The organism is Ramlibacter sp. AN1015, from assembly GCF_037726105.1.
Taxonomy (GTDB): domain Bacteria; phylum Pseudomonadota; class Gammaproteobacteria; order Burkholderiales; family Burkholderiaceae_C; genus Ramlibacter.
Genome location: NZ_JBBJUM010000009.1, coordinates 106789 through 130660, shown reverse-complemented (window position 1 = coordinate 130660; position 23872 = coordinate 106789). Strand labels below are relative to the sequence as shown.

Annotated in this window: 23 protein-coding genes; 14 read left to right on the top strand and 9 right to left on the bottom strand. The window is 70.7% G+C overall.

Going from position 1 to position 23872, the window contains the following annotated elements; genetic code table 11:
* The first annotated feature begins 9 nt into the window (after positions 1 to 9).
* Positions 10 to 753 carry a sulfurtransferase gene (locus WG922_RS15410; protein WP_340283619.1) on the top strand — a complete coding sequence of 248 codons (744 nt, stop codon included), beginning with the start codon at positions 10 to 12 and terminating at the stop codon, positions 751 to 753.
* Positions 754 to 997: 244 nt separating this feature from the next.
* Here the strand turns inward: WG922_RS15410 and xerD are convergent, their stop codons facing one another.
* The gene (gene xerD / locus WG922_RS15405; protein WP_340283618.1) at positions 998 to 1918 is read right to left on the bottom strand and encodes a site-specific tyrosine recombinase XerD; all 921 of its coding nucleotides are present in this window, start codon (positions 1916 to 1918) and stop codon (positions 998 to 1000) included.
* Positions 1915 to 2889 carry a tripartite tricarboxylate transporter substrate binding protein BugE gene (locus tag WG922_RS15400; protein WP_340283617.1) on the bottom strand — a complete coding sequence of 325 codons (975 nt, stop codon included), beginning with the start codon at positions 2887 to 2889 and terminating at the stop codon, positions 1915 to 1917. Before WG922_RS15400 ends, xerD begins: the two co-directional genes overlap by 4 nt.
* Positions 2890 to 3010: 121 nt before the next feature.
* On the opposite strand from WG922_RS15400, the gene WG922_RS15395 reads away from it, so the two are divergent.
* The 3 genes from WG922_RS15395 (at position 3011) to WG922_RS15385 (ending at position 5884) form a co-directional block, all read left to right on the top strand.
* A complete protein-coding gene (locus WG922_RS15395) occupies positions 3011 to 3946 on the top strand; it encodes an AEC family transporter (RefSeq protein ID WP_340283616.1) in 936 nt (311 codons plus the stop codon).
* Between the two features lie 62 nt (positions 3947 to 4008).
* A complete protein-coding gene (locus WG922_RS15390) occupies positions 4009 to 5319 on the top strand; it encodes an aromatic ring-hydroxylating dioxygenase subunit alpha (protein WP_340283615.1) in 1311 nt (436 codons plus the stop codon).
* 76 nt (positions 5320 to 5395) lie between these two features.
* A complete protein-coding gene (locus tag WG922_RS15385; RefSeq protein WP_340283614.1) occupies positions 5396 to 5884 on the top strand; it encodes an aromatic-ring-hydroxylating dioxygenase subunit beta in 489 nt (162 codons plus the stop codon).
* 51 nt (positions 5885 to 5935) lie between these two features.
* Here the strand turns inward: WG922_RS15385 and WG922_RS15380 are convergent, their stop codons facing one another.
* The 4 genes from WG922_RS15380 to tsaE form a co-directional block, all read right to left on the bottom strand.
* The gene (locus WG922_RS15380) at positions 5936 to 6163 is read right to left on the bottom strand and encodes a glycine zipper 2TM domain-containing protein (RefSeq protein ID WP_340283613.1); all 228 of its coding nucleotides are present in this window, start codon (positions 6161 to 6163) and stop codon (positions 5936 to 5938) included.
* Positions 6164 to 6341: 178 nt separating this feature from the next.
* Positions 6342 to 6566, bottom strand: coding sequence for a glycine zipper 2TM domain-containing protein (locus WG922_RS15375; protein ID WP_340283612.1), 225 nt, complete (start codon positions 6564 to 6566; stop codon positions 6342 to 6344).
* Positions 6567 to 6773: 207 nt separating this feature from the next.
* Positions 6774 to 8120 (bottom strand): N-acetylmuramoyl-L-alanine amidase, encoded by a 1347-nt coding sequence (locus tag WG922_RS15370; protein ID WP_340283611.1) that lies wholly within the window; start codon positions 8118 to 8120, stop codon positions 6774 to 6776.
* Positions 8117 to 8605 carry a tRNA (adenosine(37)-N6)-threonylcarbamoyltransferase complex ATPase subunit type 1 TsaE gene (gene tsaE / locus WG922_RS15365; RefSeq protein WP_340283705.1) on the bottom strand — a complete coding sequence of 163 codons (489 nt, stop codon included), beginning with the start codon at positions 8603 to 8605 and terminating at the stop codon, positions 8117 to 8119. The genes WG922_RS15370 and tsaE overlap by 4 nt, the downstream gene beginning before the upstream one ends.
* Between tsaE and queG the strand changes: the two genes are divergently transcribed.
* A complete protein-coding gene (gene queG / locus WG922_RS15360; protein ID WP_445322840.1) occupies positions 8585 to 9718 on the top strand; it encodes a tRNA epoxyqueuosine(34) reductase QueG in 1134 nt (377 codons plus the stop codon). The two genes, tsaE and queG, sit on opposite strands and share 21 nt — an antisense overlap.
* A gap of 4 nt (positions 9719 to 9722) precedes the next feature.
* Here the strand turns inward: queG and WG922_RS15355 are convergent, their stop codons facing one another.
* Positions 9723 to 10379, bottom strand: coding sequence for a DedA family protein (locus WG922_RS15355; RefSeq protein WP_340283609.1), 657 nt, complete (start codon positions 10377 to 10379; stop codon positions 9723 to 9725).
* Positions 10380 to 10417: 38 nt separating this feature from the next.
* Between WG922_RS15355 and mutL the strand changes: the two genes are divergently transcribed.
* The 9 genes from mutL to WG922_RS15310 all read left to right on the top strand — a co-directional run bounded on the left by mutL (position 10418) and on the right by WG922_RS15310 (position 21001).
* Entirely contained in the window at positions 10418 to 12259 is a 1842-nt protein-coding gene (mutL, locus tag WG922_RS15350) for a DNA mismatch repair endonuclease MutL (RefSeq protein ID WP_340283608.1), read from the top strand.
* A gap of 43 nt (positions 12260 to 12302) precedes the next feature.
* Positions 12303 to 13151, top strand: a complete 849-nt coding sequence (locus WG922_RS15345; protein WP_340283607.1) for an alpha/beta hydrolase — start codon at positions 12303 to 12305, stop codon at positions 13149 to 13151.
* Positions 13152 to 13180: 29 nt separating this feature from the next.
* Positions 13181 to 14413, top strand: a complete 1233-nt coding sequence (locus tag WG922_RS15340; RefSeq protein WP_340283605.1) for a multidrug effflux MFS transporter — start codon at positions 13181 to 13183, stop codon at positions 14411 to 14413.
* Positions 14391 to 15383 (top strand): tRNA (adenosine(37)-N6)-dimethylallyltransferase MiaA, encoded by a 993-nt coding sequence (miaA, locus tag WG922_RS15335; RefSeq protein WP_445322839.1) that lies wholly within the window; start codon positions 14391 to 14393, stop codon positions 15381 to 15383. Before WG922_RS15340 ends, miaA begins: the two co-directional genes overlap by 23 nt.
* Positions 15380 to 16078: an ABC transporter ATP-binding protein gene (locus WG922_RS15330; protein ID WP_340283603.1), complete on the top strand. Its 699-nt coding sequence runs from the start codon at positions 15380 to 15382 to the stop codon at positions 16076 to 16078. The genes miaA and WG922_RS15330 overlap by 4 nt, the downstream gene beginning before the upstream one ends.
* A 166-nt stretch (positions 16079 to 16244) precedes the next feature.
* Entirely contained in the window at positions 16245 to 16661 is a 417-nt protein-coding gene (locus WG922_RS15325; RefSeq protein ID WP_340283602.1) for a hypothetical protein, read from the top strand.
* Positions 16662 to 16820: 159 nt separating this feature from the next.
* Positions 16821 to 17306, top strand: coding sequence for a hemerythrin domain-containing protein (locus WG922_RS15320; RefSeq protein WP_340283601.1), 486 nt, complete (start codon positions 16821 to 16823; stop codon positions 17304 to 17306).
* A 72-nt stretch (positions 17307 to 17378) separates the two neighbouring features.
* Positions 17379 to 19913, top strand: a complete 2535-nt coding sequence (locus WG922_RS15315; protein WP_340283600.1) for an ABC transporter permease — start codon at positions 17379 to 17381, stop codon at positions 19911 to 19913.
* Positions 19913 to 21001 (top strand): lipocalin-like domain-containing protein, encoded by a 1089-nt coding sequence (locus WG922_RS15310; protein WP_340283599.1) that lies wholly within the window; start codon positions 19913 to 19915, stop codon positions 20999 to 21001. The genes WG922_RS15315 and WG922_RS15310 overlap by 1 nt, the downstream gene beginning before the upstream one ends.
* Before the next feature lie 15 nt (positions 21002 to 21016).
* Here WG922_RS15310 and WG922_RS15305 read toward each other — a convergent pair whose 3' ends face one another.
* The gene (locus WG922_RS15305; protein ID WP_340283598.1) at positions 21017 to 22192 is read right to left on the bottom strand and encodes a PilT/PilU family type 4a pilus ATPase; all 1176 of its coding nucleotides are present in this window, start codon (positions 22190 to 22192) and stop codon (positions 21017 to 21019) included.
* A 202-nt stretch (positions 22193 to 22394) separates the two neighbouring features.
* Entirely contained in the window at positions 22395 to 23864 is a 1470-nt protein-coding gene (locus tag WG922_RS15300; protein ID WP_340283597.1) for a multicopper oxidase family protein, read from the bottom strand.
* Positions 23865 to 23872 lie beyond the last annotated feature (8 nt).

Sequence of the window (23872 nt, the reverse complement as noted above, 5' to 3'; positions counted from 1 at the left end):
CCGCTCACCGTGCCCGACATCCTCAACGTCTCCGCCTACAAATTCGTCACGCTGGACGACCCCGCGCCGTTGCGCGAACACCTGTTCGCGCGCGCCGGCGCGGCCGGCCTCAAGGGCACGATCCTGCTGGCCACCGAAGGCATCAACCTGTTCCTGGCCGGCCCCGCGCCCGCGCTTCGCGGCTTTCTCGACGAAGTGCAGGCCGACCCCCGCCTGGCCGGCCTGCCGGTCAAGGAAAGCTGGTCGCGCGAGCTGCCGTTCCGGCGCCTGCTGGTGAAGGTCAAGCGCGAGATCATCCGCATGGACCACCCCACCATCCAGCCCCAGGCGGGACGGGCCGCATCGGTCGATGCGCGTACGCTGCGACGCTGGCTCGATCAGGGCCACGACGACAGCGGCCGTCCGGTGGTGACCCTGGACACGCGCAACGCCTTCGAGGTCGATCACGGCAGTTTCGACGGCGCCATCGATTGGCGCCTCGCGCGCTTCGGCGAGTTCCCCGCCGCCGTTCAGGCGCACAAGAGCGCGCTGGAAGGCAAGACGGTGGTGAGCTTCTGCACGGGCGGCATCCGCTGCGAGAAGGCAGCCCTCTACCTGCGTGAAGCCGGAGTCACGAACGTGTTCCAGCTCGAGGGCGGCATCCTGCGGTATTTCGAGGACACGGGCGGCGCGCACTTCCATGGCCACTGCTTCGTGTTCGACGAGCGCGAGGCGCTGGACGCGAAGCTCACGGCCGTGCGCCCGTTCGACTGAGCGCGCACACCTCACGCGAACGACGCCACAGCCAGCGGACGCCATCGCGCTGCGCACGGCGCATGCGGACGGCGCGGCCGGGCGGGAGATCGACCGCACCCGCACCGGCACCTGCGAACCGCACCCGCGTCGGCAGGCGCGGCGGCGCCAGGCGGATGGCCCACACCGCCAGCCCGGTGCGGGCGCTCTTCGGCGGTGCGGGCAGCGGCGTCGGCGGGGCGCAGCACACGCCCGCGCGCGGTCTTCAGCCGCGCGGATGGTGCCGCGCGTGCAGCTGCTTCAGGCGCTCGCGCGCTACGTGGGTGTAGATCGTTGTGGTCGAGATGTCGGCATGCCCCAGCAGCATCTGCACCGCGCGCAGGTCGGCCCCGTGATTGAGCAGGTGCGTCGCGAAGGCGTGCCGCAGCGTGTGCGGCGACAGCGGCGCGGTGATGCCGGCAGCGGCCGCGTGCTTCTTCACGATCACCCAGAACATCGCGCGCGTCATGCCGGCGCCCCGGGCGGTGACGAAGAGGTCCTGCGTCTGCTGGCCCGCCAGGATCTCACCGCGCGCAGTCTCCAGATATCGCACGAGCCAGTCGCGGGCCACCTCGCCGAACGGCACCAGGCGTTCCTTGCCGCCCTTGCCGAACACCCGCAGCACATGTTCGGACAGGCTCACGTTCAGCACCTTGAGCGTGACCAGCTCGCTGACCCGCAGGCCGCTGGCGTACATCAGCTCCAGCATGGCGCGGTCTCGCAGCCCCAGCGGCGCATCGACATCCGGTGCGGCCAGCAGCGCCTCGACCTGCGCCTGCGTCAGCGTGCGCGGCACGCGCAGCGGCCGCTTGGCCGGTTGCAGCTGCAGGGTGGGATCGGCCGAGATGCGGCGCTCGCGCAGCGCCCAGCGGAAGTAGCGGCGCAGCACCGCCAGCCTGCGATTGGCGGACGTCGCCTTGGTCTCGGCATGGCGCGCCGCGAAGTAGCCGTGCAGGTCGGCCACGCCCGTCGCGTCGAGGGCGCGGCCCTGCGCCTGCAGCCAGCGGTCGTAGAGGCTCAGGTCGCGCCGGTACGCCGCCAGGGTGTTCTTCGACAGGCCCTCCTCCAGCCAGAGGGCGTCGATGAACTGGTCGATGGAAGGGTCCTCGGCGCCCGCGCCGGCCGGCGCCGGGTGCCGGCCGCTCACTCCAGCTTCAGGCCTGCGCTGTCGACCACCTTCTTGTAGACCTCGTACTCGGCCTTGATCTGCTCGGCGAACTGCTCGGGGCTGTTGCCGATGATGACGGAGCCGGTGTCTTCGATGCGCTTGCGCACGGCCGGATCTTTCAATGCGGTCTGCACGCCGGAGTTCACCTTGTCGACCACGTCCTTGGGCAGGCCCTTGGGCCCGAGGATGCCGTAGTACGCCATGCGGTTGACCGGCTCCAGCCCCACTTCCTTGAAGGTCGGCACGTTCGGCAGCGAAGCGACGCGCTGCGGCGCGGCCACGACGATAGGCACGAGCCGGCCGTCCTTGATGAACGGCAGCGCCGAAGGCAGGTTGTCGAAGATGATGGGCACCTGGCCCGCCACCGTATCGTTCAGCGCCGGGCCCGCGCCGCGGTAGGGGATGTGCGTGACGAAGGTGTTGGACAGGTTCTTGTACAGCTCCATCTGCAGGTGGCCGATGCCGCCCGTGCCGGAGGATGCGAAGGAATACTTGCCCGGGTTGCGCTTGAGTTCGGCGACGAAGGACTTGTAGTCCTTGGCCGGGAAACTCGGGTGCACCGCGATGATGTTCGGAGTGGCCGCGATGTTGACGATGGGGGTGAAGTCCGTGACCGGGTTGTACGGAATCTTCGGGTTGATCGCCGGGTTGGCCGCCGTGGTCGAGACCGTGGCCATGCCCAGCGAATAGCCGTCGGGTGTCGCGCGCACGGTCTCGCTCGCGCCCACCACGCCACCGCCGCCGGCCTTGTTCTCGACGATCACGTTCTGTCCCAGCGCCTTGCCCAGCGGCTCGGAGATCACACGCGCGACGATGTCGGTGGTGCCGCCGGGCGCGAAGGGCACCTGCAGCCGCACGGGCTTGCTCGGGTAGCTCTGGGCCAGCGCGGCGCCAGCGGACACGAGCAGGGTCACGGCGGCGGATGCGGCAAACACTTGGCGGCGTTTCATTGGTACTCCTTCTGATTCGTGGAAAGGTTCAGGTCAGCGATGGTAACGGCGCACAGGCGCTCTCGACACGCCGAACGGCCCACTTAAGGGCTAACCCGGAGCCGCTTGCTATGCTCGGCAGGTGACCTTCGCCAAGCTGCTGTTCCCCGATTTCTCCCTGATTCTGTGCGGCTGGCTGGTGTGTCGCTACACGGCGCTCAATCGCACGGTCTGGCTGCAGGTCGAGGCGCTGGTGTACTACTTCCTTTTTCCGGTGCTGCTGTTCCAGTCGATCGTGCGCAGCCCGCTGGACATCGGCGCCGCCTCGAGCCTGATCTCCGCCGGCCTGCTGGTCGGCGCCACCGGTGTCGGCATGGCGTACGCGCTGCCGCGCCTGCCCTGGCTCGGTCCGCACATCGACCGCCGCGACCACGCCGCATCCACGCAGGTTGCCTTTCGCTTCAATTCCTTCATCGCGCTCGCGCTGGCCGAGCGGCTTGCCGGCGCGCAGGGCGTGCAGATGATCGCGGTGCTGATCGGCTTCTGCGTGCCGCTGCTCAACGTCGCAGCCGTGTGGCCCATGGCACGGGAGTCGGGCAGCCACTTCGGCTCGGCCGTGGTGCGCAACCCCCTCATCGTGGCAACGGCGGCCGGATTGGCGGCCAACCTCCTGGGCGTGCAGATTCCGGATTGGCTGGAGCCCACCGTCTCGCGCATCGGCGCCACCTCGATCGCCCTGGGCCTCATGGCCGCGGGCGCGGGCATGCAGTTCGGCTCTCTGGTGACGGGAAAGGCGCTGGCCGCGTCGGTCCTCACCATCCGCCACCTTCTGCTGCCGCTGGTGGCGCTGCTGGTGGCGCGGCTGCTGCGACTGGACGCGCCGCAGACCACCGTGCTGCTGGCGTTCTCCGCGCTGCCCACCGCATCGAGCTGCTATGTGCTGGCCGCGCGCATGGGCTACAACGGCCCCTACGTGGCGGCGCTGGTCACGCTTTCCACGGTCCTGGCGATGGCGAGCCTGCCCTTCGCGCTGGGCGTGCTCGGGGTCGAGACGGTGACCGCGGCCCCCTCGCCCTGACCGTGAGCGTGGCTCGCACGCTCGCAACCCCCGGTCCATTCTTTCGTCGTAGCATTTGCGCCATGAACGCCCCCCAACCTCTCTCACGATGGAGCCGCGAGGGCTCCAGCCGTGTTCCGTTCTGGGCCTACACCGACCCGCATGTCTACCAGCGCGAACTGGAGCGCATCTTCAACGGCCGCCACTGGAGCTACGTCGGCCTGGCCGTCGAGGTCCCGAACACCGGCGACTACAAGCTCAGCTGGGTCGGCGAGCGGCAGGTCATCATGGTGCGCGACCGCGTGGCGCCGCGTGATCGGGGCACCGACCACGGCATCCGGGTCATCGAGAACCGCTGCGCCCATCGAGGCGTGCGCTTTTGCAAGCAGCCGCAGGGCACGGTGCGCAGCTTCGTGTGCCCCTACCACCAGTGGACCTACAAACTGAACGGCGATCTCGCCGGGCTGCCGTTCAAGGACGGCGTGAAGGAAGGCGACGGCGTGAACGGGGGCATGCCCGCCGATTTCGACCTGCAGTCCAACGGCTTGGTGAAGCTGCGGGTGGCGGTGCTGCACGGCCTCGTCTTCGCCACCTTCAGCGCCGACGCGGAACCGCTCGAGGACTATCTCGGCCCGCAGGTGACGCCCTGGCTCGACCGCATCTTCGCGGGACGTGAACTCACCCTTTTGGGGATCAACCGCCAGCGCATTCCGGGCAACTGGAAACTGATGATGGAGAACATCAAGGACCCGTACCACCCGGGCCTGCTGCACACCTGGTTCGTGACATTCGGTCTGTGGCGTGCCGACCAGAAAAGCCGCATGGTCATGGACTCCCATGGTCGCCACGCGGTGATGGTTTCGCGCCGCAACGAGGGCGGCGAGAACCGCCACGTGACCGAAGGCGTGACGTCGTTCAAGGCCAACATGGTGCTGCAGGACGACCGCCTGCTCGACGTGGTGCCCGAGCCCTGGTGGACCATTGACGATCCGGCACGTCCCGGCGAGTCGATCACGCCCACGGTCACCATGATCACGCTGTTCCCGAGCGTGATCATCCAGCAGCAGGTGAACTCGCTGTCCACCCGGCACATCGTGCCGCGCGGCGCGGGCGAGTTCGACTTCGTGTGGACGCACTTCGGCTTTTCCGACGACACGCCCGAGATGACCCGCCGGCGGCTGCGTCAGGCCAACCTGTTCGGCCCCGCTGGCTTCGTCTCGGCCGACGACGGCGAGGTGATCGAATTCAGCCAGCAGGGCTTCGAGCAGTGGGGCGAAGACGGCGCCACGCTCTGCGAGCTCGGCGGCACGGACACGGAGCCTGCCGAGCACATGGTCACCGAGACGCTGATCCGCTCGATGTATGCGTACTGGCGCAAGGTAATGGACGTATGAACACGAGGCTGAGCATGGACGGGAGCCGTATCGCCAAGGGCCCTGCGAAGAACACCGCGGCAATGGAGGGCACCGCGTGAGCGCGCCCGTGGAGCGACTGCTGCTGCAGCTGGAGATCGACCAGCTCAACGCCGCCTACGCCGCCGCGCTGGACGAGCGGCGCTTCGACGACTGGCCGGGTTTCTTTGTGCCGGAGGGCCAGTACACCGTGCAGGCGCGGGAGAACTTCGACCGCGGCCTTCCGCTGGCGCTGATCGCGCTGGAAAGCCAGGCCATGATGCGCGACCGCGTCTACGGCATCACCAACACCATCTATCACGGGCCCTACTACACCCGCCATGTGGTGGGCCCGGCACAGGTACTGGAAGCGCACGAGGGGGGCCTGGTCAGGGCCCAGGCGCACTATGCGGTGTTCCGCACCCGGCCGGGCGATGCCAGCGAGGTCTACAACGTCGGGCGCTATCTGGACGAGATCGAACGCACGCCCGAGGGCCTGCGCCTGCGCAGCCGACGCTGCATCTACGACAGCGAAATGGTGCTCAACTCGCTGATCTATCCCATCTGAGGGAGCGGGCCTGCACGCGACAGCGGCGTGCCGCGTGCAGGCGCAGCCGCATCAGCGGCGGTTCGGATCGGTAGCGCGGTTGCCCAGGTAACCACCCGCGGCAGCGCCGCCCAGCGTGCCCAGAGGCCCGCCGATGACGGCATCACCCACCAGCCCACCGGCCGCTGCACCACCGACGGTACCGAGCGTCTGCCGGTCCGACATGCGGTCCATGCCAGCGCAGCCCGCGAGGCCCATCATCGACACGGCCGCGAAGGCCGCCAGAAGTTTGCGTTTCATGGGGTTCCCTTTCTCTAATGCGCGACCGCCAGGGCGGCGACCGACCATGGATCGACTGTATGAAGCCGGGCAGCAGGCGGTTGTCGGAGAAGTGAGGACTGCGCTGTCGCCGACAAGCGTCGTGCCGTGACGGCGCGGTCAGACTCGGCCGTTCGCACCGCGGCCGCATTGCACGCCATCAGCGCCGCTGCGGATCGGTGGCCCGGTTGCCCAGGTAGCCTCCGGCCGCGGCGCCACCCAGCGTTCCGAGCGGCCCGCCAATCACGGCGTCTCCGACCAGCCCGCCGGCCGCCGCACCGCCCAGCGTTCCGAGCGTCTGGCGGTCCGATCCGGCGGTGTTGGCACAGCCGCTCAGACCGACTACGGATGCGACCGCAACGGCGGCCATCAGCTTGATGTTCATGTGGTATTCCTTGGAGAGTGGGTGAAGGGCGGCGGCGCGGTCGTTGACGTGCGCCGGCGAACGGGACACTATGCGGCGCTCGGGTGCCGGGCAATGTCGGACAAGGCGGCACGCCCCTGTGCGCCGGCACGGTGAATAAGGCGGGCACACGGCCCGAGGTTGCGGCGAAAGGCCGCTCGGTCGGCGGTGGCGGGCCGCCCCCGCGGCTCAGAGAGCCCGGCTGCGCGCCAGCGGCGGATTGGCTGCGAAATACCCGCTGATCCCGCGCATGAGCGCGTCGGCCAGCTGCTCCTGATAGCTCGCGCTGCGCAGGCGGGCCTCTTCCTCCGGGTTGCTGATGAAGGCGGTCTCCACCAGCACGCTCGGGATGTCCGGCGCCTTCAGCACCGCGAAGCCGGCCTGCTCGACCCGCGGCTTGTGCAGCCGCCCGACCTGGCCGATCTCGCCCAGCATCGCGCCGGCCAGGCGCAGGCTGTCGCGGATCTGGGCGGTGGTGCTCATGTCCAGCAGCACCCGCGCCATGTGCGGATCGTGTTCGCTCACGTTGACCCCGCCGATCAGGTCGGCCTGGTTTTCCTTGTTGGCCAGCCACCGAGCCGCCGTGCTCGACGCGCCGCCCTGGCTCAGCGCGAAGACGCTCGCGCCCCGCGCATTCGGGGTGGTGAACGCGTCGGCATGGATGCTCACGAACAGGTCGGCCTGCACGCGGCGGGCCTTTTGCACGCGCACGCCGAGGGGGACGAAGAAGTCGGCGTCGCGGGTGAGAAAGGCGCGCATCGGATTGCCGCCCACGCTGCTCGCGTTGATGCGCGCCTGCAGGCGGCGCGCGATCTCCAGCACGACGTCTTTCTCGCGGGTGCCGTTGGGGCCGATGGCGCCGGGGTCCTCGCCGCCGTGGCCGGGATCGATCGCCACGATGATGATCCGGTCGGTGCGCTGGGACGTGGCCGCCACCGGCGCAGCGGCTGGCACGCCCGACGCCCAGTCGATGCGGGCTGCATGCCGGGCGATGAGCTCGCCCAGCGGGTCGGCGGAAGACGCCCCCGGACCTGCCGAAGCCTGCGCCGCAGGGCCCACGAGCGGGGCGGGGGCTTCGCGCAGGCGCTCGGCGATCAAGGCCTCCAGCGGATCGACCGGCTGCTCGGGAAAGAGGTCCAGCACCAGACGATGCTGGTAGGCGGCGACCGGCGGCAGGTGGAACACCTGCGGGCGCACCACCTGCTTGAGATCGACCACCAGACGCACCGTGCCTGGGGCGAACTGGCCGGCGCGGATGCCGGCGATGAAGGGGTCGTCGGCACGCACCTTCGCCACCAGCTCGCGCAAGCCCGGGTCGAGGTCGAGTCCGTGGATATCGACTGCCAGCCGCGGCGGGTTATCGACGCTGGTCTGCGAGGACTGCAACAGGCCATCCGATTCGATGGTCACGCGCGAATAGTCCTGCGCCGGCCAGATGCGCACGGCAACGATGCTCGCGCCGCGCACGATCTGCGGCACCGCCAGCAGCAGTGCCAGGCTGCCGCCGCGCAACACGGCCCGCCGCACGGGATTCATGCGAGCAGCTCCTGGCCGAGCGCCGTGTGGGCGGTCGCAGTCACGCGGCGGCTCTCGTCGGCCTCGGTCTCCAGGGCCAGCACCAGGTCCGGCGTCGGCAGCAATCCGGCAGCCTTGTCGGGCCACTCGGCCAGCTTCAGACCCGGGCCGGCGAACACGTCGCGCAGGCCGGCGTCTTCCCATTCGCGGGGATCGCTGAAGCGGTAGAAGTCGAAGTGCCAGATGGACAGGCCGCCCACTTCGTGCGGCTCGACGACGGCGTACGTGGGGCTCTTGATGCGGCCGGTGACGCCGAGGCTGCGCAGCAGGTGGCGCACGAAGGTGGTCTTTCCGGCGCCCAGCTCGCCGCGCAGCTCGATGAAGGCGCCGGCGATGGCCGGCCTGGCCGCGAGCTTCCGCGCGAACGCCAGGGTCTGCGCCTCGTCCTGCCAGTGCAGCACGAGGGGGCTTTCTACAATCGGCGGGTGACGTTCGCTCGCGCTCAGCTCGATGGTCCTTCGCTGTTGGCCCACGTCCGACAGTGGGCCCATGAGCTCGGATTCTCGCAAATCGGGGTAGCCGGAATCGACCTTTCCGCCGCCGAAGACGGACTGTTGCAGTGGCTGTCGCGCGGCTTCCACGGCGAGATGGGCTACATGGCCGCACACGGGCTGCGCCGCGCGCGGCCCGCAGAGCTGGTGCCGGGCACCGTCAGCGTGCTCACGGCGCGCATGGACTACCTGCCTGCGAGCACGCCGCCCGGATGGCAGGCCGTCGAATGGGACCGGCTTTGCCGCCCACACGAGGGCGTGGTGTCGCTCTATGCCCGCGGCCGCGACTACCACAAGGTGCTTCGAGGGCGCCTGCAGAAGCTGGCCGAGCGCATCGCAGGCGAGGTGGGCCCCTTCGGGCACCGCGTCTTCACCGACTCGGCGCCCGTGCTGGAAGCCGAACTTGCCGCGCGCAGCGGACAGGGCTGGCGCGGCAAGCACACCCTGGTAATCGACCGCGAGGCCGGCTCGCTCTTCTTCCTGGGCGAGATCTATCTCGACCTGCCCCTGCCGCCCACCGCCGCGGCCACCGGGCATTGCGGAAGCTGCACGGCCTGCATGGACCTGTGCCCCACCGGAGCCATCGTCGCCCCCGGCCAGCTCGATGCGCGGCGCTGCATCTCCTATCTCACCATCGAGCACCCGGGCAGCATCGCGCCCGAGCTGCGCCCCCTCATGGGCAACCGCATCTACGGCTGCGACGACTGCCAGCTGGCCTGCCCGTGGAACAAGTTCGCCCGGCGCAGCCCGCTGCCCGACTTCGAGCCGCGCGGCCCGCTGGTGGGCCAGACCCTCACGATCTTGCTGGGTTGGAGCGAGCAGGAGTTTCTCGCGCACACCGAGGGCAGCCCCATTCGCCGCATCGGCCACCTGCGCTGGCTGCGCAACGTGGCGGTTGCCGCGGGCAATGCGCTGCGCAGGCAGGACGATGCCGTGCTGCGAGCGGCGCTCGCGCGCCTGCGTGAGCATGAGAGCGCCATGGTGCGCGAACACGTGGCGTGGGCGCTGGAACAGCGCCCACCTGCGCCGCAGGGCGCGGCCGGTGCACCAGCCGCCCCGGGCGCCTGAAGCCTCAGCCGCGCACCAGCGCCGACGCCTTGCGGCGGGCCTGCCAGGCGCCTGCGAGCACGATCAGGCCGGGAATGAAAATCATGGCCCAGATGATCTTGTCGAGGTGGGCCTTCACGAAGGGCAAGCCTCCGAGGAAATAGCCGGCGCTGCAGATGCCCAGGACCCAGATCAGCGCCCCGGAGACGTTGTACATGGTGAACTTGGGGCGGCTCATCGCTGCCACCCCGGCCACGAAAGGCGCAAAGGTGCGGATGAAGGGCATGAAGCGCGCGAGGATGATGGTGATGCCGCCGTATCGCTCGTAGAACTCATGGGCCTGCAGGAAGGCGCGGCGGTTGAAGAACCGCGACTGCTCCCACTGGAACACCTTGGGGCCGAAGTACCGGCCGATGTGGTAGTTGCACTGGTCCCCCAGGATCGCCGCCGCCAACAGCACGGCAACGACCACCGGGAAGCTGATGAAGCCGAGGCCGCATAGCGCCCCGACCACGAACAACAGCGAATCGCCCGGCAGGAAGGGCATCACCACCACGCCGGTTTCGGTGAACACGATGACGAACAGCAGGGCATACACCCATGCGCCGTGGTCGCGGACGAACGCCTCGAGATAGCGGTCCACGTGCAGGATGAAATCGATCAGAAAGGCGACGTATTCCATGGCCGGCCGATTATGGCCTCGCACCTAGAATCGCTGGCGTGAATGCCGTGCTTTCTTCAGCGCCCCGGCGCCCGATTCGTGAACTCCCGGACGAACTGATCAGCCAGATCGCGGCAGGCGAGGTGGTCGAGCGTCCGGCCTCGGTGGTGCGCGAGCTGGTAGATAACGCGCTCGATGCCGGCGCCTCCCAGATCACGGTACGGCTGGTGGCCGGCGGCGCGCGCCTGGTCTGCGTCGAGGACGATGGCGCCGGCATCGGGCGCGACGAGCTCCCCGTCGCGTTGAAGCGACACGCCACCAGCAAGATCGCCTCCCTTGCCGAGCTGGAAGCCGTCGGCACCATGGGATTTCGCGGCGAGGCGCTGGCCGCCATCGCTTCGGTCTCCGAGCTGTGCCTGCTGTCGCGCACGGCCGGTGAGGCCAGCGCCTTCCTGCTCGACGGCCGCAGCGGCGAGCTGCGACCGGCGGCCCGCGCGGTGGGAACCACGGTCGAGGTGAAGGAGCTCTTTTTCAGCACACCGGCACGGCGCAAGTTCCTCAAGAGCGACGCCACCGAACTCGCGCACTGCGTCGAGGCGGTGCGCCGGCATGCGCTGGCTCGCCCCGGAGTCGGCTTCGCCATATGGCACGAGGGCAAGCTGGTCGAGCAGTGGCGCCCGGCCGACTGGGAGCAGCGCGTCGCGGATGTACTGGGTCGCGAATTCGTCGATGACAGCGTGCCGGTCGATTGGCGTGCCGGCCCGCTGCGCGTGTCGGGCCGCGTCGGCATCCCCGATGCGGCGCGCTCGCGCGCGGACCACCAGTGGACCTGGGTCAACGGGCGCCATGTGCGCGACAAGGTGCTGTCCCATGCCGTGCGCAGCGCCTACGAGGACGTGCTGCACGGCCAGCGCCAGCCGGTGTACGTGCTGTCCCTCGAAATCGATCCCTCCCAGGTCGATGTCAACGTGCACCCGACCAAGATCGAGGTGCGCTTCCGGGACGGCAGGGCCGTGCACCAGGTGGTGCGCCACGCGGTCGAGAACGCCCTGGCAGCGCCCCGCAGCGCGGCCCACGCCAGCGCGGCGGCGCAAGCGGCTGCGCCCGCCGGTGACTGGACCGCGCCCGCGTCGCTGCAGCCGCGCTGGGCCCAGCCGCAGATGGACTTCCGCGCCCGCGGCACCGATGCCCTGCCGGGCAACCGTGTCGCCGAGCTGTCCCTGCTGTGGCAGCCCACCGCGGGCGGCGCCGCACCACCTGCGTCCTGGGCAGCTGCCCGCCCGCCCGCTCCGCGCGACGAGGCCACGCAGGGCGAGACCTGGCCCCTGGGCCGCGCGCTGGCCCAGCTGCAGGGCATCTACATCCTTGCCGAGAACGCGCAGGGCCTGGTGGTGGTGGACATGCACGCGGCCCACGAGCGCATCGTGTACGAGCAGCTGAAGGCGCAGCTGGAGGGCACCGGACTGTCCAGCCAGCCGCTGCTCATCCCGGCGACCTTCGCCGCCACGCCGCACGAGGTGGCGACGGCCGAGACCTGCTGCGAGGCGCTGCGCCGGCTCGGGCTGGAGATAACGCCCTTCTCTGCCCGCACCCTCGCAGTGCGTGCGGTGCCGACGCACCTGGCGCATGCCGACGCCGTCGAGCTGGCGCGAAGCGTGCTTGCCGAACTGGCGCAGCACGAGGCGAGCACCGTGGTGGAGCGCGCCCGCAACGAGCTGCTCGCCACCATGGCTTGCCACGGCGCGGTGCGCGCGAACCGCCGCCTCACCCTCGAGGAGATGAACGCCTTGCTGCGCCAGATGGAAGCCACCGAGCGCTCCGACCAGTGCAATCACGGCCGTCCCACCTGGCGCCAGCTCTCCGTGCGCGAACTCGATGCCCTCTTCCTGCGCGGGCGCTGAATGAACTTTCCCGGCAGCGCGGTGATCTGTGCCTGAGTTGCCCATGAAACGCTGGATCTCCCTCATCGCCACTCCCGTGCTGGCCGGCCTGCTCACCCTCGGCTGCGCCACCCTCGACGAGAAACAGCGCGCCTGGATCTTCCAGCCGAGCGACCGGGCCTGGGGCGGCTCCGCCGCGCTGGCCGAGGGGATGCAGGACGTGTGGATCAATTTCGATTCGCGCATCACCGGCCAGAGCGTGCAGTTGCACGGACTCTGGCTCGAAGCCGAAACGCCGCGCGCCGGCAGCCCGGTGCTGCTGTACCTGCACGGGGCCCGCTGGAACGTCGCCGGCTCGGCCGGGCGCATCCGCCGCATGCAGGAGCTGGGGTTCTCGGTGCTGGCGATCGACTATCGGGGCTTCGGCAAGAGCACCAACATGCTGCCTTCCGAGGACATGGCCTACGAGGACGCGCGCAGCGCATGGAACTGGCTCGGGGCCCGCTACCCGGGCAGGCCACGCTACATCTTCGGCCACTCCCTCGGCGGCGCCATCGCCATCGATCTGGCCGCTGCCGTGCCCGATGAGCAGGGCACTATCGTCGAGGGCACCTTCACCTCCATTCCCGACGTAGCCAGCAGCTTCCGCTGGGGCTGGCTTCCGGTAGGCCCTTTCATCACGCAGCGGTTCGAATCGGTGCGCAAGGTCGGACGCATCGGCTCGCCCCTGCTGGTGGTCCATGGTGCCAATGACAACCTGATCCGCAGCGAGCTCGGACAGCGCCTCTACGAAGCGGCCAAGGGCCCCAAGCGCTTCCTGCTGGTCGAGGGGGGCTCGCACCACAGTACCATGTCCATCGGCCAGGGCAAGTACCGCGAAGCCATCGGCGAGCTGTTCGAGCGCACCCGGTGAGCCGCAGGGCATCTGCTACCCTCGAGTGGATGTCCGCCCTGTCCCCGGCCGCACCCGGCGCAGGCGGCACGATGAGCCCGGCGCTCGTCGTGCTCCTGCTCTCGCTGATGCTCGGCCTGCAGCCGCTCACCACCGACCTCTACCTGCCTGCCCTGCCCGGGCTCACGGCCGGCTTCGGCGCATCGGCCGGCCAGGCGCAGCTCACCCTGACCTCCCTGCTGCTGGCTTTCGGCATCTCGCAGCTGGTGTGGGGGCCGCTGGCGGACCGCTTCGGACGCCGCCCGGTGCTGCTGGCCGGCATGGCCACGTACACGGCCGCGTCGGTGGCCTGCGCCCTCGCCCCTTCGATGGACGCGCTGGTGGCGTGGCGCACCGTGCAGGGCGCCGCCATGGGGGCGGCGGTGATGGGCGCGCGCGCCATCGTGCGCGATCTCTACGCCCCGCAGCTCGGCGCACGCGCCATGTCGCAGGCCCTCACCGGCCTGGGCGTGATCGCCTGCATCAGCGCGCCTCTGGGCGGCTGGGTGACCGACCACCTCGGCTGGCGCTGGGCGCTTGCCGTCCTGGCGGCCTGCGGCGCGGCGCTGATGGTGCTGGTCGCCCTGCGCTTCACCGAAACCCTTCCGCCGCAGCGGCGTGCGCCGCTGCACCCCGGCACCCTGGCGCGCACCTGGTGGACCATCCTTCGCCACCCCGGCTTCGTCGCCGGCTCGGCACTGTCGGTCAGCTCGTACGCCGGGCTGTTCACGTTCCTCGCGACCTCGCCCTTCGTCTTCATCGGCGTGCTCGGCCTGAGCGGCACGCAGTACGGGCTGGCCATGTTCTCGGTGTCCTTCGTCTACATCGGCGGCACCTTCGCCTGCCGACGCCTTCTGCCGCGCCTGGGCGTGCGGCGGGCGGTGGCCTGGGCCGGCGCACTCACCCTGCTGGCAGGCACCCTGCTGGGCGGACTCGCCCTGGCCGGCGTGCGCAGCCCCTGGGCCCTGCTGCTGCCTTTCTGGCTCTTCATGCTCGCGCACGGCGTGCACCAGCCCTGCGGCCAGACGGGCGCCGTCGCCCCGTTCCCCAAGGCGGCCGGCGCCGCGTCGGCGCTGAACGGGTTCCTGATGATGGTGGTGGCCTTCGCCACCGGCGGCTGGATCGCCTTGCAACCCGCCGGAACCGTGTTCCCGCTGGCGCTCGGCGTGTGGTTCTGGAGTGCCTGCATCGCCCTCGTGGCGTGGACCCTGGTGCGTCGCCATGGCGAGCTGCGTGGTGCCTGAGCCAGGCACGCCGCACTTCATCGCGCTGGCCGGGCCCACGGCCTGCGGCAAGACGGCGGTCGCGCTGGCCCTGGCCCGGGCGCTGCCGCTCGAAGTGGTCAGCGTCGATTCGGCGCTGGTCTACCGCGGCATGGACGTCGGCACCGCCAAGCCGACCCCGGCCGAGCGCGCCGCGGTCCCCCACCACCTGATCGACATCCGCGAGCCGAGCGAGCACTACAGCGCCGCCGAGTTCGTCGCCGACGCGCGGCGTGCCATCGCGCAGGTCCACGCACGCGGCGCGCTGCCGCTGCTGGTGGGCGGCACCATGCTGTACTTCAAGGCGCTGTTCGAAGGGCTCGCTGCCATGCCCGCCGCCGACCCGCAGGTGCGCGCGGCGCTCGAAGGCGAGGCGCGCGCGCAGGGCTGGCCCGCCCTGCACGCCGAGCTCGCGCGTGTCGATGCCATCACCGCCTCCCGGCTCGCGCCCCACGACGCGCAGCGCATCCAGCGCGCCCTGGAGGTCTTCCGCGTGTCGGGGCGGCCGCTGAGTGCCTGGCACGCGGACGGCGGCGGTGCGGGCGCGATGCAGGGCACGCCGCCCGCGCTGCTGCTGTCGCTCGAGCCACGCGAGCGAAGCTGGCTGCACCAGCGTATCGCGCTGCGCTTCGAGCAGATGCTGCGGGGCGGTTTCCTGGACGAGGTACGCACCCTGCGCCGGCGTCCCGAGCTGTGCGCGCAGCTCCCCAGCATGCGCTGCGTCGGCTACCGACAGGCCTGGGAATGGCTGGACGCCTGCGACAGCGGAGCCGCGCCGCCGCTGCAGGCGCTCGAGGAGCGCTCCGTCGCCGCGACCCGCCAGCTCGCCAAGCGCCAGCTCACGTGGCTGCGCGCGATGCCGCAGCGGCAGGTGATCGACTGCCAGGCGGACGACGCCATCGCCCAGGTACTGGCGGCGGTGCGACGCTGCGCCCCGGGGGTGACGCCATGAACCCGCAGGCTGCGCACGCGGCACCCTCGTCGCCTGTCGTCCGGGTCACCGGGCTGGCCAAGCACTATGCCGAGACGACGGTGTTTTCCCAGGTCGATCTGCAGGTCGATCCCGGCAGCTTCACCGCCATCGTCGGCGAATCGGGCGTCGGCAAGTCCACGTTGCTCAACTGCCTGGCCGGGCTCGACCACTGGGATGCCGGGCAGGTGGCACTGTGCGGCCACGACCTCGGCCACGCCGACGATGCGCAGCGCGCACTGCTGCGGCGGCGCCTGGTCGGCTTCGTGTTCCAGGCCTTTCACGTATTGCCCCACCTGGACGTGGCCCAGAACGTCGGGCTGCCCCTGCTGCTGCTCGGCGTCGCGCCCGCCGAACGCGGCGCGCGGATCGGCGAGATGCTGGAAGCCACCGGCCTCGACGGACTGGGCACGCGCCTGCCGCAGCAGCTCAGTGGTGGGCAGCTGCAGCGCGTCGCGATCGCCCGCGCGCTGGTGCACCGGCCGGCCCTGCTGCTGGCGGACGAGCCCACGGGCAATCTCGACCCGGGCACAGCCGCCCGCGTGATGGACCTGCTCATCTCGCGCACCCGCGAACACCGCGCCGCGCTCGTGCTGGTGACGCACTCGGAGACCGCCGCCGCCCGCGCGGACCGCATCCTGCGCCTGACAGCCCGGGGCCTGGAACCCTCACGCTAGCCTCGGACGGGCCCGCAAGGCCGCGGGGCCCTCGTCCGACAGCCGCGCAGGGTGGACGCCGGGCGCCCGGCATCGCGTCGGGGCCTAGTCTTCCGTGCAAGCCGACCGATCACATCGATCGCCGGTCGGCGACTTCCAAACTGCACCGAAAGACAAGGAGCCCACTATGTCCAAGACCACCAAACTGCTGGGAATGATTCTCGGCATCTCGGCCGCCACCACCATGGGCGTTGCCATGGCACAGTCCGTGCCGCCCGACGCCGACGTCGCGAACCCGGCCATCGGCGCAGGCCAGCAAAGCGTCCACGGCACGCCCATGGGCGAGACCGGCGTGAGCGAAGTGACCGAACCGCGGGTGCTGCTGGTGCCCCTGGCAGCGGTCGTCGAACCCACCGCCACCATGGGCGCCGCGGCCGAGCAGCCGCCGGTCGTCGTGGTGCAGCCCGAGCCGCAACGCACCGAGCCCGCTCCGGTGATCGTGCAGGCAGAACCGACGCGCCAGCCTGAGCCCGTGGCGCAGGCCCCCGCGATGCCCGAGCCCGACATGCGCCAGCAGCCCCGCATGCGCGCCGACCGCAACTGACCGAGCCGCGCCTGCTAGGGCGTGACACGCCTGCGAAGGACCCGCATACGCCGGCCGGCGTGCGCGGGTCCTTCGCGCTTCCGGCAGCCACAACCGGCCTTTTCCTACGCGGCGCGCCGGATACGCCCGAGATCATGGCGGCCCATTCAGGAGAATTCCATGCCCAGCACCCGTTCCAAGGACGCCTGCGATCTGCTCGACGCCGATCACCGGGCGGTCAAGAAGATGTTCAAGGAGTTCGAAGAACTCACCCAGTCGCGCGCCCGCAGCGCCGGACAGAAAAAGCTGGACCTGGCACGCCGCATCTGCATGGAGCTCACCGTGCACACGCAGATCGAGGAGGAGATCTTCTATCCCGCGCTGCGCCGCACGATCAAGGAGGGTGACCTCCTGGCCGAAGCGGAGGTCGAGCACCAGAGCGCCAAGGACCTGATCGCGCAGATCCAGGAAATGGGCGAGGCCGACGAGATGTTCGATGCCAAGGTCACGGTGCTCGGCGAATACGTCGATCACCATGTGAAGGAGGAAAAGAACGAGATCTTCCCCAAGGCCCGCAGCGCCAAGAAGCTGGACCTGGTCGCCATGCGCGACGAGCTGGAGGCGCGCAAGGAAGAACTGATGGGTGAGATGGAGGCGACGGCGTAAGCCGCAGGCACCAGTGGTGCCGGTCGGGCCGGCCGCGGCGGCCCTCGCGCGCGGGAGCCACAATTCCCGCCCATGCTCGACCTCCTTCGCAGCTATTCGTGGCAGGAGTTGCGCCAGCATCCCTGGCGCAGCGCGGCTGCCGTCGTCGCGGTGATGCTGGGCGTGAGCCTGGCTTTTTCGGTCCACCTGATCAACGCGTCGGCACTGAGCGAGTTCTCGAGCGCGGTGCGCTCGGTCAGCGGGCAGCCCGACCTCGAGTTGCGGGCGGTGCAGGGCGGCTTCGACGAGGCGCTCTACGCCCGCGTCGCGGCGCATCCCGGCGTCGAGACCGCCAGCCCGGTGCTGGAAATCGCCACCTACGCAAACGCGCCTGACGGCCGCCGCATTGCGTTGCGCGTCGTCGGCGTCGATGCGCTGGTGGTGGGCGGCATCGCACCGGGCCTGATGCCCGTGCCGCAGGCGGGCGCCGACCGGTTCGCCCTCTTCGCACCCGACACCGTTTTCCTCAACCCGGCGGCACGGCAGGCCTTTGCGGGCGAGCGCCTGCCGGTGCAGCTCGGCCTCGCGCTGCGGCCGCTGCGCGTGGCGGGCACGGTGTCCGCCGCCGGCGCGCCTGCGGCGGTGATGGACCTCGGCGCTGCGCAGGACCTGTTCGGGCGCGGCGGCGAGCTGACCCGCATCGACCTGCGACTGGCTGCGGGCACGCCGCGCGAGGCGCTGCTCGCGCAGCTGGACATGCCGCCGGGCGTGGTGGCGGCCGAGCCCGGCGACGCCGCCGAGCGTGTGAGCAACCTCTCGCGCGCATATCGCGTGAACCTCACGGTGCTTGCGCTGGTCGCGCTCTTCACGGGGGCCTTCCTGGTGTTCTCGGTGCTGTCGCTGAGCGTGGCGCGCCGCCAGCAGCAGCTGGCCCTGCTCGGCGTGCTGGGCCTCACTCCGGGCCAGCGCCTGCGCCTGGTGCTGTGGGAGTCGCTTGTGCTGGGCGTGGTGGGCAGTGCCCTGGGCATCGCGCTGGGGTCCGCGCTGGCGCAGCTGGCCTTGCGCCTTCTGGGCGGGGATCTTGGTGGCGGCTATTTCGAAGGCGTCGCGCCACGCCTGCAATGGAGCGCACCCGCAGCCGTCGTCTATGCCGCCCTGGGCGTACTCGCGGCCCTGGTGGGCGGCTGGTTTCCCGCACGTGCGGCCCAGGGCCTGCCGCTGGCGCAATCGCTCAAGGGCCTCGGCCAGGCCGGAAGCGGACGCCGCGGCCACACCCTCAGCCTGGCGCTCATCGCGGCGGGCGGCGCACTCGCCCTGCTGCCGCCCATCGGCGGCATACCGGTGGCGGCGTATATGTCGGTGGGGCTGCTGCTCGTGGGCGGCATCACCGCCCTGCCCTGGGCCGTCGCGCTGGTCTATGACGCTCTCGCACCGCGCATCGGCTCGCACCTGCTGCCGCTGCTGGCAGTGGAACGCGCGCGCCGCGTGCGCGAGACGGCGGCGGTCGCGGTCAGCGGGGTCGTCGCCGCGCTGAGCCTTGCAGTGGCGCTCACGGTCATGGTCGCGAGCTTCCGCGCGTCGGTGACGCAGTGGCTGGACGTGGTGCTTCCGGCCGATCTCTACGCCCGCACCGCGGACGGGAGCGCCACGGCCGACACCGCCTTCCTCGACCCGGAATTCGTCGAGGCAGCGGCGCGCGTGCCCGGAGTCGCACGGGTGGGCACGCAGCGGCTGCGCTCCCTCCTGATCGATCCGGCGCGGCCGCCGGTGGTGCTGCTGGCGCGGCCGATCGGCGACGACCCGGCGCGGTCGCTGCCGCTGGTCGGCGAGTTGCGGCCGGTGCCGCCCGGACGCATCGGCGTGTACGTGAGCGAGGCCATGGTGGACCTGCACGGAGCGCGTGTCGGCGGCGCCCTTGCGGCACTGGCGCAAGGGTTCGGGATCGATGGTTCGCGCGGGCCGGTGTTCTTCGTGGCCGGTGTGTGGCGCGACTACGTGCGCCAGAGCGGCGCCGTGATGATCGACGCCGGCGACTACCGGCGCCTCACGGGCGACACGCGCGTGAACGACCTGCAGCTGTGGCTGGCGCCGGGGGCCGACGCCTCGCAGGTGCGAGCGCGGCTGCGCGCGCTTGCCGATCGCCACGCCGGTGCTGAGGGCCTGGTCGAGTTCTCCAGCGCGCAGGAGATCCGGGCGGCCTCGCTGCGCATCTTCGACCGCAGCTTCGCCGTCACCTACTGGCTGCAGGCGGTGGCCATCGCCATCGGACTGTTCGGGGTGGCGGCCAGCTTCAGCGCGCAGGTGCTGGCGCGGCGCAAGGAGTTCGGGCTGCTGCAGCACCTGGGCCTCACGCGCAGGCAGGTGCTGGCGGTGGTCGCTGGGGAGGGCGCGGCCTGGACGCTGATCGGTTCGTTCGCCGGCCTGCTGCTTGGCCTGGCGGTGGCGCTGGTGCTGGTGCACGTGGTCAACCCGCAAAGCTTCCACTGGACCATGGACCTGCAGGTGCCCTGGGCACGCCTGGCGCTTCTGTGCGGGGCGGTGGTGGCGGCCGGCACGCTCACTGCCTGGCTCTCGGGGCGGGCCGCCGCCGGCCGCGACGCCGTGCTCGCGGTGAAGGAGGACTGGTGATGCGCCGCCCCGACCACATGGTGGCGCGGCGCCGCGCACTCGCCTGGCTAGCGGCCGCACCGGCGCTGGTCGGCATGCCGGCGACGGCCCTGCCGCCGCGCACGCTGGTGTTCCCGCGCGACCACGGTGCCCACCCGGATTTCCGCACCGAGTGGTGGTACATCACCGGCCACGCCCGCGCCGGTTCGGGCCGCGAGTTCGGCTTCCAGGTCACGTTCTTCCGCTCGCGCGTCGATGTGGCGCAGTCGATCGATTCGCGCTTCGCCGCCCGCCAGCTCGTGTTCGCCCACGCCGCGGTCAGCGACCTCGAAGCCGAACGCCTGTGGCACGACCAGCGCATCGCGCGCGCCGGCTTCGGAATCGCCGAGGCGGCCGAAGACGACACGCGCGTGCGGCTGCGCGACTGGTCGCTCGTGCGCCAGCCGGACGGCACCTACCTGGCTGCGCTGCCCGCGCAGGACTTCGGCATCGCACTGCGCTTCGAGCCCACGCAGCCGCTGCTGCTGCAAGGGGCGCAGGGCCTCTCGCGCAAGGGGCCCGATGCGGCGCAGGCGAGCTACTACTACAGCCAGCCCCAGCTGCGCGCGACGGGGACGCTGCGGGTGCGCCAGCGCAGCTTCGAGGTGCAAGGCCGTGCCTGGCTGGACCACGAATGGAGCGAGGAACTGCTGCACCCCCAGGCGGTGGGCTGGGACTGGGTCGGGATGAACCTGCTGGACGGCGGCGCGCTCACGGCGTTCCGGCTGCGGAGCGCGGACGGCGGCACGGTCTGGGACGGCGGCTCATGGCGCCCCCAAGGCGGCGCGGCACGCATCTTCGCCGCCGGCGAGACACGCTTCGAGCCGCTGGCGTGGTGGAGCAGCCCGGAATCGAACGCCCGCTACCCGGTGCGCTGGGCGCTCACCTGCCCGGCCGGCCGCTTCACGGTGCGGGCGCTGCTGCCCAACCAGGAACTGGACAGCCGCGCGTCCACCGGCGCGGTGTACTGGGAAGGCTTGGCCGAACTGCTCGACGCGCAGGAGCGCCGTGTGGGCCTGGGCTACCTGGAGATGACCGGGTATGCCGGGCGGCTGCGGCTGGGAGGCTGATGCCGCGGGGCGCGGCTAGCCCTGCCCGGCGGCCGTGCGGCGCTTGCGCAGTTGCGCCAGGTTGGGCGGGGCTTCGGGCGTCACGCCGGCGCTCAGGCGCACCCGCAACGACAGGTCGGTCTTGGAGTCGGCATGCTCCAGGGCCTGCTCGAGCGAAATTTCGCCGCGCTGGTAGAGCTCGAAGAGCGACTGGTCGAAGGAATGCATGCCCACTTCGCCCGACTTGGCGATGACCGACTTCAGGTCGTCGACCTCGCCCTTCTGGATGAGCTCGGAGATGTAGGACGACAACAGCATGATCTCGGTGGCGGGAACGCGCCGTCCGGCGACGCCTTGCACCAGGCGCTGCGCCACCACTCCCTTGAGGTTCAGCGACAGGTCCATGAGGATCTGGCGGCGCGCGGTGTCGGGAAAGAAGTTGATGACGCGCTCGATCGCCTGGTTGGCGTTGTTCGCGTGCAGGGTCGAGACGCACAGGTGCCCGGTCTCGGCATAGTGCAGCGCGTGCTGCATGGTCTCCTGGTCGCGGATCTCGCCGATCATGATGACGTCGGGCGCCTCGCGCAGGGCGTGCCTGAGGGCATCGCCGAAGGAACGCGTGTCCAGGCCCACCTCGCGCTGGTCCACGATGCAGCGGCCGTGCGCGTGCAGGTATTCGATCGGGTCTTCGACCGTGAGGATGTGCCCGGGCGCGTGCTGGTTGCGGTGCTCCAGCATGGCTGCCAGCGTGGTCGACTTGCCCGCGCCGGCCGAGCCGACCACCAGCACCAGCCCCTGGCGCAGCATCGACAGCCGCTCCACCATCGGGGGCAGGCGCAGCTCGGCCATGCTCGGGATGGTGCTGCGCACGTGCCGCACGACCATGCTCACCTGGCCGCGCTGCACGTACATGTTGAAGCGGAAGCGCCCGAGCCCCTCGACCGTGATCGCCAGGTCGCATTCGAGGTCGCGCTCGAAGTCGCGGATCTGGTGCTCCGTCATGACGGTGTACGCGTAGTGCTTGACCGCTCCCGGCGCCAGGCGCTCGGTGCCCACCGGCATGACACGCCCCTCGACCTTGACGCTGGGCTGTGCGCCGACGGTCATGAAGAGGTCGGACGCATCGAGGCGGACCATGTGGTGCAGGAAGGCCCCGAGGTCGTCCCGGGTGACGCAGGGCGCGACGGCGCTGTCGGTGACTTGGTGAAACATTGCGCAAGCTCCGCAGGCCGCGAAGGCCATGAATACGACGGGAACGCCGGCCATAGAGAAAGGCAGGGGCCGGCGTATGGAAGGCCATTCTATGGACGAGCCTGAGCTTCGTGGGGCGTGCCCGAACCTCATTTGTGGCGCGCTGCACACGAACTAATTCGAAGTGATTAGCGCGCAGGGGTGCCTGCGGCGTGGGGATGGTTCAGCGCACCCGGAACAGGCCCATCATCCCGCCGTCCTGGTGCTCGAGCACGTGACAGTGCAGCATCCAGTCGCCGGGGTTGTCGGCCACGAAAGCGATTTCGGCCTGCTCGCCGGGACCGAGCAGCACGGTGTCGCGCCACTCGCGATGCGCGGTAGGGCGCCCGCCGCGCCGCACGACGCGGAAGCTGTGCCCGTGCAGGTGGATGGGATGGTGCCAGCGGGTGTCGTTGTCCAGCGCCAGCACGTAGGAGCGGCCTCTGTCCAGGCTCAACAGCGGTGCGTCGGCGTGTCCATGCGCCGGGGCATGGCCCTCGCCGTGCCCGCTGGACACCACGCCGTTGATGGCCCAGGCCTTGCCCCGGCGCATCAGGCTCATCATCGGCAGCGACTCACCGTCGAGCACGGCGCGGTGCATCGAGCCCATCATGCCGCCCGTGAAGCGCAGGACGTGGCGGCTGGCCTGCGGCAGGTCGGGCTCGGGCACGGTGTTGTCGGGCAAGGCGATCGGCCACGGAGGCGGCGCCGCGCGCAGCACCTCGTTGCCATACCGCAGGTGCAGCAGGTCGAAGGCCCGGCGCGGGTCGAAGTCGTCGAACACCGCATGCCGCTCGCCGGGCTTGCCAATGGCGTCGAGCAGCAGGTCGCAGCGCATGCCGGGGCCCAGCACCACGCGCCCGGCGGGCGGCGCATGCGGCGTGACCGGCTGGCCATCGAGCGCGATTACCTGCGGCGAATGGCCTTCGAAGCCCAGCGAGAAGATGCGGGCATTGGCGACGTTCAGCAGTCGCACGCGCAGGCGCTCGCCGGGGCGAAGGGCGAGGTCCTGTGCCCGCTGTCCGTTGAGGGTGACGGCATTGCCGATGCGCCCCGCATGCGACATGTCGTGGGCGCTGCCGAAGCTTTCGCTGATGCCGCCGTCCGGACCGAGCCGCCAGTCGTCCAGCACCCACACCACTTCGCGATCGACGCGCAGGGGCTGCGCCTCCTCGACGACGAGGGCGCCGTGCAGCCCCCGCTCGAGCTGCTCGCTGCCGCGGAAATGCGAGTGGTACCAATAGGTGCCGGCATCGGGCAGGTCGAACTCGTAGACGAACGAGTCGCCGGGCCGCACCGGCTGCTGCGTGACGTGGGGCACGCCGTCCATGGCGTTGGGCACGCGCAGGCCGTGCCAATGCACGGTGGTGTCCTGCGGCAGCCGGTTGTCCAGCACCACGCGCAGCCGCTCGCCCTGGCGGGCCCGCAGCAGCGGCCCGGGCACCGAGCCGTTGTAGGCCCAGGCTGTGATGGGGGGGTGCGCCGGCCCGCGCAAGGCGTGCTGCACCGGTGCGGCCACAAGCCTCAGCTCCCGCACCGCTTGCCGCCCATCGCCACGCGCTGCGAGGGCGCTGCCGCCCGGCAGCACGGCAGCACCCAGGGTGGCGCCCAGCCATTGGCGCCGCGTGATCGCATCGAGTGGATGGGTCTGCATGGCGGCAA